At 47.3% G+C, this 14143-nt stretch carries 12 protein-coding genes; 3 read left to right on the top strand and 9 right to left on the bottom strand.

Annotated elements, in window-relative coordinates:
• The first annotated feature begins 52 nt into the window (after positions 1–52).
• Entirely contained in the window at positions 53–1237 is a 1185-nt protein-coding gene (locus QMA39_RS12340; RefSeq protein ID WP_281658917.1) for an MFS transporter, read from the top strand.
• 32 nt (positions 1238–1269) lie between these two features.
• Here QMA39_RS12340 and QMA39_RS12335 read toward each other — a convergent pair whose 3' ends face one another.
• The 4 genes from QMA39_RS12335 to QMA39_RS12320 all read right to left on the bottom strand — a co-directional run bounded on the left by QMA39_RS12335 (position 1270) and on the right by QMA39_RS12320 (position 5299).
• Positions 1270–2280, bottom strand: a complete 1011-nt coding sequence (locus QMA39_RS12335; protein WP_281658916.1) for a DctP family TRAP transporter solute-binding subunit — start codon at positions 2278–2280, stop codon at positions 1270–1272.
• A gap of 85 nt (positions 2281–2365) precedes the next feature.
• Positions 2366–3631 (bottom strand): TRAP transporter large permease, encoded by a 1266-nt coding sequence (locus QMA39_RS12330; RefSeq protein ID WP_027953334.1) that lies wholly within the window; start codon positions 3629–3631, stop codon positions 2366–2368.
• 27 nt (positions 3632–3658) lie between these two features.
• The gene (locus tag QMA39_RS12325; protein WP_281658915.1) at positions 3659–4213 is read right to left on the bottom strand and encodes a TRAP transporter small permease; all 555 of its coding nucleotides are present in this window, start codon (positions 4211–4213) and stop codon (positions 3659–3661) included.
• A gap of 237 nt (positions 4214–4450) precedes the next feature.
• Positions 4451–5299, bottom strand: coding sequence for a GNAT family N-acetyltransferase (locus tag QMA39_RS12320; RefSeq protein WP_281658914.1), 849 nt, complete (start codon positions 5297–5299; stop codon positions 4451–4453).
• Positions 5300–5418: 119 nt separating this feature from the next.
• Here QMA39_RS12320 and QMA39_RS12315 point away from each other — a divergent pair, with 119 nt between their 5' ends.
• Entirely contained in the window at positions 5419–5595 is a 177-nt protein-coding gene (locus tag QMA39_RS12315) for an SE1832 family protein (protein ID WP_281658913.1), read from the top strand.
• A 527-nt stretch (positions 5596–6122) separates the two neighbouring features.
• On the opposite strand, the gene QMA39_RS12310 is transcribed toward QMA39_RS12315, so the two are convergent.
• A complete protein-coding gene (locus tag QMA39_RS12310; protein ID WP_281658912.1) occupies positions 6123–7976 on the bottom strand; it encodes a sodium:proton antiporter in 1854 nt (617 codons plus the stop codon).
• Positions 7977–8318: 342 nt separating this feature from the next.
• On the opposite strand from QMA39_RS12310, the gene brnQ reads away from it, so the two are divergent.
• Positions 8319–9638, top strand: a complete 1320-nt coding sequence (brnQ, locus tag QMA39_RS12305) for a branched-chain amino acid transport system II carrier protein (protein ID WP_281658911.1) — start codon at positions 8319–8321, stop codon at positions 9636–9638.
• Between the two features lie 40 nt (positions 9639–9678).
• Here the strand turns inward: brnQ and QMA39_RS12300 are convergent, their stop codons facing one another.
• The 4 genes from QMA39_RS12300 to QMA39_RS12285 all read right to left on the bottom strand — a co-directional run bounded on the left by QMA39_RS12300 (position 9679) and on the right by QMA39_RS12285 (position 14045).
• Positions 9679–10530, bottom strand: coding sequence for a transglutaminase family protein (locus QMA39_RS12300; protein ID WP_027953339.1), 852 nt, complete (start codon positions 10528–10530; stop codon positions 9679–9681).
• A 23-nt stretch (positions 10531–10553) separates the two neighbouring features.
• Positions 10554–11516: an alpha-E domain-containing protein gene (locus tag QMA39_RS12295; RefSeq protein ID WP_281658910.1), complete on the bottom strand. Its 963-nt coding sequence runs from the start codon at positions 11514–11516 to the stop codon at positions 10554–10556.
• Positions 11509–12969 (bottom strand): circularly permuted type 2 ATP-grasp protein, encoded by a 1461-nt coding sequence (locus QMA39_RS12290; RefSeq protein ID WP_281658909.1) that lies wholly within the window; start codon positions 12967–12969, stop codon positions 11509–11511. The genes QMA39_RS12295 and QMA39_RS12290 overlap by 8 nt, the downstream gene beginning before the upstream one ends.
• A gap of 140 nt (positions 12970–13109) precedes the next feature.
• On the bottom strand, positions 13110–14045 hold the full coding sequence (locus QMA39_RS12285; RefSeq protein ID WP_281658908.1) for an NADP-dependent oxidoreductase: 936 nt from the start codon (positions 14043–14045) through the stop codon (positions 13110–13112).
• Positions 14046–14143 lie beyond the last annotated feature (98 nt).

Here is a 14143-nt window from a genome sequence, read left to right as displayed (position 1 = left end):
CAATAGGGGGTCTCCTTTTTTCATTCCATATCATCGAAGCGAGGGATTTTCTATGCATAAACCAAGATTATGGACCCGTCCTTTTATTTTTCTCATTCTCGCCAACTTGTTTACGTTCATGAGCTTCCAGATGCTGCTTCCCAACCTCCCCCCGTATATCGAGTCGATTGGCGGCAGTACCCTTGAAGTCGGCTTGATTACGACCACCTTCGCTTTTGCAGCGATCGTGATTCGTCCGTTTATCGGTCACCTGCTGATGACCCGGGCACGGAAACTGCTCATCCTCATCGGTGCCGGTGCCCTGCTCCTTCTGACTATGATGTATCCTGTGACACAGGTCGTCTTCTTCCTGCTGGTCATCCGCTTCATCCACGGGCTTGCATGGGGATGGTCGACGACGGTCAACGGAACCGCTGCTGTTGACATCGTCCCAAGACGCCGTGTAGGTGAGGGGATGGGCTATTTCGGTTTATCCGTTACTGTCGGAATGATCATGGCTCCAAGTCTCGGTATTTACTTGTATCAGAACTATTCATTCTCTCTACTCGTATGGATTTCCGCAGCACTTGGAATCATTGCGCTTCTTTTATTTTCTGTCACACGCTTCACCACGCCTGAGCAGGTGTATGAAAACCAAAAAAATCCGCCTCGATTCTCCTTCAAGGATGCTTTGATCGAAAAGCGAAGCTGGTACCCGGCTCTCGTCACGATACTCAACACTTTTGGATACGGGGCGGTCGTCACCTATATCGTCATCTTCGGGAACGAACAAGGTCTTGACGGAACCTTTCTTTTTTACTTTTTCAATGCCGTCCTCGCTACCGTCTCCCGTCCGGTTACCGGGCGGTATTTTGATAAGCGTGGTCCATGGAACTTGATTATTGTATGTTCGGTCATTTCCTTCATTGCGATGTGGGTACTGGCATCAGCCGATTCGAATCTGGACCTTATTATCGCGGGAGCCTTATTCGGTGCCGGCTATGGATCCATGATGCCGGCACTCCAGGCCTGGGTCATCTCCAAGACCTCCATCGAGCGAAGCGGGATAGCCAACGGGATGTACTACTCCTCCATTGACCTCGGCATCGGCGCAAGTGCTCTCGTTCTCGGGTTTATCTATCAATTTGTAAACACAGCTGCCCTGTTCAAAATTTCCAGCTTCCTTTTTTTAGTCGTGATGGTACTGACGGTGATCGACTTAAGAAGACAGACCGAACCGTGGCAGTCGCCGCAATAATAAAAGCCCCGCATCACAGCGGGGCTTTTTCATTATTCTGCAGCATTGATTTCTTCAATCAGCTTATCAAGAACTTTACCATCTACTGTGGATACTTCGCTGCGGTAGAAGTCGCGGACAGGTTCAGCCTTTTCTTTAAATGCTTCACGCTGTTCGTCGGAAAGTTCTACAATCTCTGTCGGGTTTTCCGTATCGTTCTTAATGGTTTCTAAGTATTCTTCGTTCTGCTTCTTCTGTTCTTCAAATACCCAACCCTGCATCTCTGTTACTGTTTCATCCACCATCGTTTTCATTTCTTCGTCAAGGCCGGCATACCAGTCTGTGTTCACAGTAGTCATCGCTACGTAGTTGTTGTGATTCGACATCGTCATATAGTCCTGTACTTCGTTGAAGGAGGCATCCCCAATGAAGAAGATCGGGTTCTCCTGTCCTTCCACTGTGCCACGGTCAAGGGCTGTGTAAAGCTCAGACCAACTCATTGGTGTCGGATCAGCGCCATACGCCTCATAAGACTTCAGGATCAATGGAGACGTCTGTGTACGCATCTTGAAGTTTTCGAAATCCGCAGGTTCGGAAATCTCCTTGCTTGCTGTCCACTGCATCGCACCTTCAGACCAGAAGGAAAGCGGAGAAATGCTGTGTTCTTCGTAAAGCTCGCGCAGATCTGTATTCAAGGCTTCACTGTCGTTGAGGATGTTCTGTGTCTTTTCTACACTTTCAGGAAAAAGGAATTGGAGCGCAAAGATCTGTCCTTCTTTCACCATGTTCCCTGTGAACCCTGGAGACATGACAGCCATTTCCACGGTACCGCTCTGCAGCTGCTCGACCTGGTTTGTTTCACTACCGAGTCCTCCGAATTCATACACGTCGATATTAACAGCACCGTCGGATTTTTCATTCATGCGCTTGGCGAACTCCTGGGCGTATTCATACTGGACCTGCCCTTCCACTTCCTCTGTTACGAATTTCCAATTGTAGGTCTGTCCATCTCCCCCATTGTCACCGCTGCTTTCTTCACCGCCTCCACAGGCAGACAGCACCAAGCTGATCAATCCTAAAATTAGAACTGCTAATCCATTCTTTTTTCGAATGATAATGACCTCCCTTTGTATTTAAACTCTCCTCTCCCTAAAGAAGGAAGAGTGACAGTTCGTCAAAAAATATAAGTAAACCTGAGATAGCAAACAAAATAAGAATATACGGCGGTGTCCCCTTGATCACCTCCAGGTAGGGTTTATTGAAGACCGCACTGGCCGTGAAGATATCCACTCCAAACGGCGGCGTAGCTGATCCCAGAGCCGCCTGGAATGTGATGACCACTCCGAGGTGGACCGGATCTATACCGGCACTCATCGCAGCCGGGTAGAAAATCGGCGTCAGAATGAGAATGACGACGATCGGGTCGACAAACATACAACCGATAAAGAAGAAGAGCGTGACCATCAATAGGACATAGATCGCACTAGGATCGGTTCCAAGAACGGTTTCCGTAATCATCTGCGGGATCCGGGCAAAGGAAATGACCCATGTAAAAGCCTGTCCACCCGCTACAAGAACAAAAACGGCTGAAGTAACAAGACCTGTGGACCTGGCGATTTTCGGAAGCTCTTTGATATGTACGGAACGATAAATGAACACCTCGAGAATAAAGGCGTACAGCACCGAAACCCCCGCTGCTTCTGTAGGACTGAAGAGCCCTGTATAAATACCGCCGATGACGACAATTGGAAATCCGAGCGGCAGAATCGCTTTTCTTGTCATCGTCCACCTTTCGCTCCAGCTCGCCTTTCCTGCCAGCGGAATATCGGCCATTTTAGCGTAGATGATGCTGTAGACCGCAAAGCTGATGAATACGATGATCCCGGGAATGATCCCAGCGATGAACAAGTCACCGACAGAAGTGCCGGAAACGAGACCGTATATGATCATTCCAATACTTGGCGGCACAAGGAGTGCGACGTCACTGGAATTGATAATTAAAGCGATGGCTGATGGATCTTTATAACCGATTTTCAGAAGCCGCTCTCTCATCGGCTTACCGATGGCGACTACTGTAGCCTGTGTGGACCCTGATATCGCGCCAAAAAGCGTACAGGCCGCCGCTGTTGTTACAGCGTATCCTCCACGGATATGGCCGATGAATGAGCCAATGAAATCCAGAAGGCGGTTCGATGTCTTTCCTGTTGTCATAATATCAGCGGCAAAAATGAATAAGGGAACAGCTAGTAATACGTATGGTTCGATTCCTGTAGAGAATTGCTGCATGAGGATCATGGGGTCCAATGTTGGGAAATAAATAAACATGATGACTAATGGGGCTGCCATCAGCGGAATCATCATGGGAAAGTTTAAGAATAAAAGCACCACCATGATAATGAGCATAGTCGCGATCATATCGTTATCCTTTCTTGTATCCGATTTTTATAAATGCGTTCCTTCCAGATCATTTGTATCATCGTCGTTGTAGTCCTTGACATCGGTTCCCAAGTACACTTCATCCCGGTTCGTAATGTTGATCCACATGTTTCTAAGGAACTGGATGCCTCCCAGCAGAAACCCGATTGGAATGAAGATGTAGAGGTAATAGGCCGGCATTTCCAGTGCTGACGTCACTCTTCCTGACTCATACACATCCTGTACATAAAGGCTAGAATAATAAGCTAGGACAAACAGCACGGCTGCTGTGCCGAAGGGAATGAGAATAGAAAGGAATTTCCTCACCTTAAAAGGGGCCAGATCATAAAAGGCGGACATGCTGATATGCCGTCCTTTACGCGCGGCATAACTGATCCCCATAAAGGTGGCTACGACAATGGCAATTTGACTGACTTCATCAGCGAAGGGCGGCGAATAGCTGAAAAGAGCCCGGCTCAAAGCCTTGCCTACAACCATTAAAGCAATAATAATGACTGCGTAGCTTAATATGAATTCTTCAATTTTTAATATGATTTTGTCTACTGCCTTAAAAACCTTCAAGTATGTAATCCTCCTAAATAGATCGAATGTAGTAGTTTTCAGGCCAATTACTAAACATCATACCGGAACCATAAAATTCACTCAAATCAGTATGAACAGAATATTTTGTACTGATTAACCAAATCAAGCCCTCAGATGGAAATGCATGGGTGAAGGTCCTTTATGATGCGGATAGCTCGTTCTAGATAGAGAATCCTCCTCTTTACCGCTTACATTTACAATATATAACATTTATTTTTAATTTTTGTGAAAATGATAAACGATGGAGTCACTGATTTTGTTATACCCGATTTTTCTATAAATGGAGTTTGAGGTAGGATTGGCGAGATCTGTGTATAACGAGCAGAAGCTGTATCCCTGCTGAAGAAGATCTTTCGTTAAGTGCCAGACCGCCTGGGTGGCGTAACCCCTTTTTTTAAAGGAGTCCGGTGTAAAAACAGCGTTGATGGTTGCCCCGTTTTTCGTTGTTCTGGCCCGGCCTGCCATCGAAACCGGTGTTCCGTCCACCAGCCATAGGAATAAGCGCTGGTCACGAATGAGGCTGTCGGTCAGCTCCTCCGCTCTTTCCACGACAAGGGGTTCGTTCGTTTCTTTTCCAAACTGGGTCATCCATTCTTTTACCATGGAGTGGTGGGACATGTCTGCGGCCTGGAGTTTCCCGCTGCTTTGAGGAATGTCATTCAATTCATCAAGACGATGGACGCCCTGCTGTACATGAACCTGAGGTGTGACAGCAGTCAGCTGCGTCCATTCTTTTACAAATACGGCGGTCGATTTTTCATCTCCGATGACACCCGGCACTTCGTATTCATGGTTATAGAAATGACGGGCTGCTGCTTTAATGTAAGGAGTGGCATCTCCTCGTACGCTCGGCAGAATCCACAAATGAGGGGGTGTGCGTAAAGCCATGTATTCCGTCTTGTCCCCTTCCGTAATACGGAGGGTATAACAGGATCCTTCTTCCCTTCCAAGCACGAAACGCTCCAGAACACCTAAAGGCAGGTTGTTTTCAGCTTCTTTTTCCAAGAGGAGTGGTTCCACCTTGGACAAGAACTCTTTAGGACTTTCGTCATTATGAATGATCATCAATTATTACCCCTTCCCCTTTAACTCTAAACTATTTTTTGTTAAAATTCTGAATATAATATCGTTTTTCCATTATACGTTGTCAATAAATGGAGAACAAGATGAAAAGGAGTGATCCTGTGACTGAACAGGAAATTCGTGACCAAATCGCCTTCTTAAAATCAGACTATGTACGAATCCAAGGCGATCTGGATAAACTGGAAGCCGCCGGTGGGAATATCCAAAATGCTGAACAGCAGCTCGCCCGGATGGAAGAAGAGTTGAAGGTATTAAATAAGAAGCTTGCAGAAGCATAATAAGAAGGAGAAGCCGATATCGGTTTCTCCTTTGACTTTGAAAAAAGTAGATATAATGTTGTGTAGAAGGCCACGTTCCGCTTATCGGTGGATGCTTGCCGCGGGCACGGCCTCAGCTAACTTGGTCAAGGAAACCACTTGACCAAGTGGATCTTCGACTCGTGCTGTTCCCGCAGGCGTCACCACCGAACACTCCTCGTCGCCAGCCTGGTTCCGTTCAAAATAGTAAGAAGAAAAGATTCTTAAAGTAGCATAAAAACCGCTCACGTACAGGTAATGGAGAAAACACCAGCGTACGAAAACCTCTTCACTATCTGTCCCTGTCGGTTTGGTATTTTTCAATTTCTAAAGAACAATCCTTCGGAAAAAAAGACGTCTAAGAACCCACATGGAGGTTTTCCCTGTGAGACTTGGACGTTCGTTCGGGGAAGGGGATGGGTCAGAGCTTCTGAAGACACGAGACAACATTGGATTTCTCTACAAATAAAGGAGAAGCCGGAACCGGCTTCTCCTTAGACTTTGCTGCTTTATGATTTTTTCTCTTCCTGGTTCTTCCTCTGACCTTCGAGCTTTTCCTGAATTTTTTCGAATTCCTTGCTCGGAGGCATTAAGGAAACGATCACATCCCCATTTTCAGGACGGAACTCCACCCCAGGTGTGAAGAATTCAACTTTACCGGATGTCCGTTTGGCGAATAGCAGCATCGCATGTTCATCCATATTTTTTCGATAATCATCAAAAGAATATTGAGCCGTCAGGGTTGTTTTTCTGAACACATACCCATTTTCAACCCGGGCGTTCAGTTCTTCCCACGAAGCTCCTTCTTCAAACAGAACACGGCCTCCAATTGTATGAACAAGATCTTCCAAATTATCCCCTTCCTTATTGGAGAGGCTCAATTGGAAAGAGTTGTTCCTGCCGAATTCCGGCACGAATGTCGTACAGACCAGTGCATTATAGGAATCCAGTTCTGTTGCCGCCACGAGGTATTCATAAGGCGTCATGTCGAGATAATATTCCGTCTGTTCAGAAAGGATCTCCCCGTGATAAGAGGCAATCCCTCTGGAACGCGCCCGTGACAGTCGCTGCCAGGAAGAGTCCGTAAGAAGCACTGGAATTTTCAGTTCCTCCAGCGTTTTTGCCAGGCCTGTTGTGAACGCACTTCCACCTGCAATCAACACCCCCGGCGGTCCTTCCATAGACAAGCCGAGTTTTTTAGCAAGCCAGCCGATGGAAAATCCATGAGCCACAACTGTCGTAAAGACAAGGGCGAAGGTAAGGGAGATCAGTATGGATGCATCTTCATATCCACCTTCAAGCAGGATACTCGCAAAGTAACTGGCAACCGTAAGGGCTACAATACCCCTTGGAGCAATCCAGCCCACGAGCAGTTTTTCTGATTTTGATAAATCCGTTCCGATTGTCGACAGGAAGATCGACAACGGCCGAACGATGAATAACATCAGAAGAACAAAACCGATAATCCGGATATTAAAGATCTCCACCAGTGTATCCACCGTTAAGGAAGCTGTCAGCATAATAAAGATTGTTGAAATTAACAGCAGGGAGATATTCTCCTTAAAGTGCCTCATGTCCGCAATGGATGAAATGTGCATATTGGCAAGAGTCATCCCCATCGCAGTAACAGAGAGAAGACCTGTCTCATGCATGACTTCATCTGCTCCTGTAAAGCAGGCAATGACAACCGCGAATACGACAGGCGACTTTAAAAACTCCGGCACGTAGCCGGTTTCGAACATCCATCCTACGCCTTTTCCGCACAGCCAGCCAAGAAAGACTGCGAAAGCTGAAGCTAAAAAGAACATAAGCAGGGCCGATGGGTCATTGACAGTTAAAAACACAATGATTTCAAACGCGAAAACCGCAAGAAGCGCTCCGATCGGATCGACGATAATCCCTTCCCATTTAAGAATCTTAGCGGGTCTGGGTTTCAGTTTCGCCTGCCTGAGAAGCGGGAGGATCACGGTCGGTCCGGTTACAATAAACAAACCGCCGATCGTAAAGGCCACCGCCCAGGACAGCCCGGCAACATAATGGGCAGCAAAGGACCCGAGAATCCAGCTGAAGAATGCGCCGAACGTAACAATCCGGAACACCGGTCTCCCCAGTCCACGAACTTCCTTGAAGTCAAGATTCAAACTGCCTTCAAACAAAATCACCGCAACAGCCAGGGAGATTATCGGTTTATAAAGATCTCCAAAATCCTGTTCCGGGTTCATTAAATTAAATACAGGTCCAGCCAGCAGTCCGGCGATGGACATGACTACGATAGCCGGCAGGCGGAAGCGCCATGCCACCCATTGAGAGCCGACGCCGAGAAAGCCAACCAGGGTCAATTGCAGTAACAGCGAATCGATCATGTAGTAGTCTCCTTATCTTCTATGTTTATCAACAGCCGTGATTGATGTATAGCCATATTCTATAACCCGGTTTTCCTTCTGTAAACTAACTTATCTTATCAGTTTTATAAAAATATCATGACATTCTCTTCCTGGTAATCTTAACCGTTTAAATTTTCAGACAAAAGGGTTGACATGGTATTCCCACCCTGATAACATTACTCCGGTGCTAATTGAAATTTCTTAAAATTTTTGATGGATCCCACGCCTATCGTCACTTCCAGACAAGCTGTGTTCATGTCTGGATAGGAGCGATTTTTTTTACGCAGAATATATAGACACCCATGAGGAGGAAGCTGCTTTATGAGAGCCAGAGATACGCTGTTTATCGGATTTACACTATTTGCCTTATTTTTCGGCGCCGGCAATTTAATCTACCCTGTTACGTTAGGAATTGAATCAGGAACGTCTTATACACCTGCTATTCTAGGGTTCGTCATAACGGGAGTCGGTATTCCCATCATCACAGTGGCTGCCATCTCCCTTGTTCAAAACGGCGCGGTCCAGCTGGCCGGACGCGTGCACCCTCTGTTCGGAATTCTTTTTACTTCCATGGTGTATTTAGTGATCGGGCCTTTCTTCGCCATACCAAGAGCAGCCAACGTCGCATTTGAAACAGGTGTAGCGCCTTTTGTAAACGGAGAATCCCTGACGCTCTTTATCTTTACCATCGTCTTTTTCCTGCTCGTGTATTTATTGAGCCGCAATCCTTCCAAATTAGTGGATCGAATCGGTCAATTTTTGACACCTGCCCTATTTTTGGCCATCGTCGCCCTTGTGATCGGCAGCTTCTTCGCCCTTGACGGTCCCATACAGCCGGCAGGCGAAAAGTATGCGTCCCAGCCATTCTTTACCGGCTTTGTCGAAGGGTACCTGACCATGGATGCCATCGCTTCCCTCGCTTTTGGAATACTTGTCGTATCATCATTCAGGGAACGCGGTGTTACAGAGCCCAGGCAGGTGACGCTCTCCACATTAAAAGCCGGGCTTGTCACAGCTGCCGGGCTGACATCCGTTTATGTGGCTATCGGCTGGATTGGAGCTAAAATGGCCGTAGAAGGTACGTATGATAACGGAAGTGCGATCCTATCCGGGGCCGCCCAGATCATGTTTGGAGATACGGGTACCGTTCTTCTTGGTGTTATTGTCGGTTTGGCCTGTCTAACCACCTGTGTTGGACTGACCGTTGCCTGTGGACAGTTTTTCTCGAAGCGTGTCGGGAAGCTGTCGTATCATTCCGTCATTGTACTCGTGACCATCGTGAGTCTCGCTATTTCCAACATCGGATTAAACCAGATCATTTCCTATTCTGTACCCGTCTTAGTGTTCGTCTACCCTATTACGATCGTCCTTGTCGGTCTGACGTTCATGAGCCGGCTGTTCAACCACTCTTCCTATGTGTACCGTGGAGCAATCATTCTGACAGCTTTCATCGGGCTTTATGATGGACTGGCAGCATTCGGGGCCGATGTCTCCGCTGTTACCCCGTTTATCAGCCGCCTTCCCTTTTATGAGCTGAACCTTAGCTGGGTGTTCCCGGCCATTATCGGCGGTCTTGCCGGCTGGCTGTATCAAACCTTCAAAGGTCAGACGAGAACGACAGAGAGTTACCAGAAATCTTAGGTATTAGAAAATCCCTCTTTCATGAAAGAGGGATTTTTTATTACTGATCAATGAGCGTGACGCTGACTTTCACGTCCAGGTTCTGGCCGCCCCCACGATAAACTCCCTGCAGCGGGCTGACATCTGCATAGTCCCTTCCCGTACCGATACGGATATGCTGCTCAAGAGCTTCTACATTGTTGGTCGGGTCAAGACCGACCCAGCCAATACCCGGAATCATGACTTCCACCCAGGCGTGTGTAGCGGCATCTCCGACTAAGGCAGAGTCTTCCCCTACATATAAATACCCACTTACGTAACGGGCCGGAATCCCCTGGGAACGAAGGACGCCAATCATAATATGGGCATAATCCTGACAGACACCTGCACGAAACGGCCAGGACTCATACGCTTTCGTACTCACCTGGGTCGTACTTGTATCATAACGGAACGACTCGTGAATGTACTCCATCAATCGCAGGGAATACCGGACAGGGTCCTGCATCGGCCCCAGAATCTCCTTGAATTCTTCAATCTGTTCTTTATATAAAAAGGTATAGGGTGTTTCATTTATATAAGCCAGGTAATGATGCCGGAACAATTCTGAATGGAAAATCGACTGCATCTCATCCGAGCATTCGATCATACGGATGAATGGACTTTTTTGGATACTGACGGTGGAAATCGTTTTGAGAGTAAGGTGTTCATGTTTTTCCGGAATAAAAAATGTTTCCACATGGTTTCCCCACAAATCGATATGTTCCTTTGTCATGGAGGACGGCGTAATTTCCGTCCGGTAGGCAAGCAGACGCTGACATTCATCGGTTCTCGGTTTAAGCCGGATATGATTCATGCTCTGGTCCACGAAATTATCATAATAGAAGGTATTGGTATGTTCGATTTGAAACTTCACTGGGTATTCCTCCTGATTGTTCTCTATTTCACCCGAACAGGTTCGATTAAGTAGTAGGTTTCCGAAAACATCCGGCTTAATGTCATACAGCGGTCCTGGAAGTGGTCAAGGAACTGCATCAGTTCTTCCATGCCTATATCTTCAATCGATGATTCTTCGATTTCATTTTGAATCACTTCCAGCATTTGAAACAGGTTTTCCGAGTAGTGTGAGACTTTCCCATCCTCCAAATTGGTTACAGCCTCAAGGACATGATCCATACAGTACTGAATCGAGCGCGGGAAATTCCGTTCCTTAATGAGGAAGCTCAACACATTCTTCGGTTCCATCGTCGGTGGATGTTCTTTAATATAGGCATCATACCCATTCAGAAAATGGAGAGCTGTCAGCCAGTGGTAATAATGATGAGTGCCCCCGTCGGTTTCCTTACGGTTTTTCTCACAGGTAACGTTCAGGATGCGCGCCATTTTTTCAGCACGCTCCAGCCATTTTCCGATTTTGATGAATGAATAAGGCGTACCACGGCTCATGCTTGATTCAATCACTCCCTGGGAGGTCATGGATGTCTGGATCACCCGGTTTAAATACTGCTGGGTATGATCCCTGGTGTTCGGCAGCTCCTGCCAGTCTTTTTGATCGAGGTGGAACTGATTCAGCACTTCCCATAATTCTTCGGGAAGGATGTCCCTTGTCGCCCTTGCGTTTTCCCGGGCGTAATTCATCGTGTTCATCAGGGAATTGACGTTGAGCGGACTGATCGTCAAATACTGGATCATCGTTTCCCGATCCATCCGTTCATAAAAGCTGTAGTAATCCGCTGTAGAAGCACAGAGATCCAGAATTTCCTCCCATTCCTTGTCCAGTGCCTCTTTGCTGGAAGCTTCCAGCATATGAATCAGCTGTACTTTCAATACCCGGGCATTGTTCTCAGCCCTCTCGATATTTCTGGACATCCAATACAGAGAATCCGCTACCCGGCTAAGCATGTTGATCACCACTTTCTGAAAGAATCCATGTATCCTTGCCGCCTCCGCCCTGGGAAGAGTTTACGACGAGCGATCCTTCCTTCAAGGCTACCCTGGAAAGTCCGCCTGGAAGGACGTTCATCTGCTCACCGCTCATGACAAAGACGCGGAGGTCCACATGACAGGGATAGAAGCGTCCCTCCTGATACGCAGGAGCTCTGGATAATTTAATGGTCGGCTGGGCAATATACTGGCTCGGCTTCTCCACTATCTTTTTCTTGAAGATTTCCTGTTCGCTTTCATCGGACTGTGGACCGATAAGCATATCGTATCCACCGGAAGCACCGACATTTTTAATTACCAGCTGGTCGATATTCTCCAGTACATAATCCAGACGCTCCGGGTCACTGAGAAAATATGTTTCCACATTGGGAATGATCGGATCCTCATCGAGATAGAAGCGGATCATGTCCGGAACATACACATACATGGCCTTATCATCAGCCACGCCGTTGCCAATCCCGTTCAAAATCGACACATTCCCTTTCTTATACGCTCTCAATAATCCGCTCACACCGAGCATGGAGTCGGGACGAAAGGCTTCAGGATCGAGGAAATCGTCATCAATCCGGCGGTAGATGATATCCACTCTCTGCAGACCGCGGGTCGTTTTCATATAAACCATATCATCCTTCACCACCAGGTCACGGCCTTCCACAAGCTCGATGCCCATCTGCTGAGCAAGGAAGACATGATCATAATACGCAGAATTATAGATGCCCGGGGTCAGCAGAACAGCTGTCGGTTTCTTTCCGGGTTCCGCATTCAACGGCACCTGTGTGATTAAGGACTGGTGAAGTTCAGATAATTGATGTTCCAGTGTCTCAATGGAATGCTGGTTGAACAATTCCGGATAGACCTGCCTCATAACATACCGGTTTTGAAACACATAGGACATGCCTGATGGATTGCGCAGGTTATCCTCCAGCACCCGGTACTCTCCGTGCTCATCCCGGATCAGGTCCACCCCGGCAAGGAAGATATGATTATTCAGCGGCACGCGCACCCCGCCGATCTGCTTATCATAATAGTACGGGTTGTTTTCAATCAGATCCCTCGGAATCACACCGGCTTCCACAATACGCTGTTCATGATAAATGTCATCGAGAAAGTGGTTGAGCGCCGTCATCCGCTGTTTCATGCCCTTCTCGATCTTTTCCCAATCTCCGCGCGGGATAATGATCGGCACAAAGTCAAAGGGCATCGTTCGTTCTGTCCCTCCGGTATGACTGTAAACCGTAAAGGTGATCCCCTGCCTGAGAAAATTCAACTGAGCGGTTTCATGTTTATTCATCAGCTCTCGTTCATTAAATTGATGGACCAATTGATAAAACCATTGGTAATGATTTTTAGGCTGTCCATCTTCCTTCATCATTTCATCAAAGTAGACACCCGTTTTATAATTGGTTAACACGACCTCTCCTCCGTTTCCTATGTAATAACTATCCTTTACCCTAAGTTAACAAAGATTAGGCCGAAATTGTAAGAAAATTAGTACATTTAACAAAAAGCCCCAGAATTCCTCAAATTTCGAGGTTTCCTGGGGACACACCCTTATTTCATTGTAATGACGATTTTACCTTTGGCATGGTGGCTTTCACTGATTTCATGAGCCTCCCGAAGTCCTTCCTGAGAGAACGGCAGTTCATGGCCGATCACAGACTTCAAAGTACCTTCCTCCATCATCTTACCCAGCTTGGAGAGCTGTTCTCCACTCGGTTCCAGCCAGACAAAACCAGTCTTGATGTTTTTCTCGACCGCTTTCGTTTCATCTGGTGGCTGGACGACTGACGGAAGCTTTCCTCCCTCTTTCAGGACCTGAAAGCTTTTTTCCTGAATGTCTCCGCCAAGCGTGTCGACAACGATGTCAAAATCCTGAAGGACTTCAGAGAAATCCTCCTCTTTATAATCAATGAAGCGGTCCACTCCCAGCTTCTCTACCCATTCCCGGTTTTTGCCGCTTGCGGTGGCCGCAACGTATGCTCCGAGATGTTTGGCAATTTGGACAGCGTAATGGCCCACTCCGCCTGATCCCGCATGGATAAGCACACGATCCCCTTCTTTAATATCGGAAAAATCAACAAGGCACTGCCATGCTGTAAGGCCGGCCAGAGGAACAGCCGCCGCTTCCTCGAAGGTCACTCCTTCAGGCAGCGGTGCCAGCAGGTGTTCATCCACCGCTGTATACTGGGCATATGTTCCGAACCGTGTCGTATCCGGTCTTGCGAATACCCGGTCCCCCGGTGAAAAATCCTTCACATCTTCTCCTACTTCGGTAATGACCCCTGCGGCATCCCATCCAAGAATAATCGGGAATTCGAAAGGAACTGCATCTTTCAAGTACCCTTCACGCAATTTCCAATCAATCGGGTTAATGGAGGTCGCACGGACTTCCACAACCACCTGCTTGCTCTCAGGTACGGGGTTTGGAACTTCTTTCTCAACGAGCTGCTCCCGACCTCCGTACTGTTCAATTATGACAGCTTTCATGATGAAACCGACTCCTTTTTTGAAGATTGATCCTGGTTAGTTTTCCCCTATATTTTCACGTGAAACATGGTAAGATGTGAGGAGAACGATTACATTAA

The organism is Halobacillus sp. Cin3 (genome assembly GCF_947311855.1).
Taxonomy (GTDB): domain Bacteria; phylum Bacillota; class Bacilli; order Bacillales; family Halobacillaceae; genus Halobacillus; species Halobacillus kuroshimensis.
Note: the sequence above shows the minus strand (reverse complement) of the source record. Positions and strands in the feature narration are given on the sequence as shown.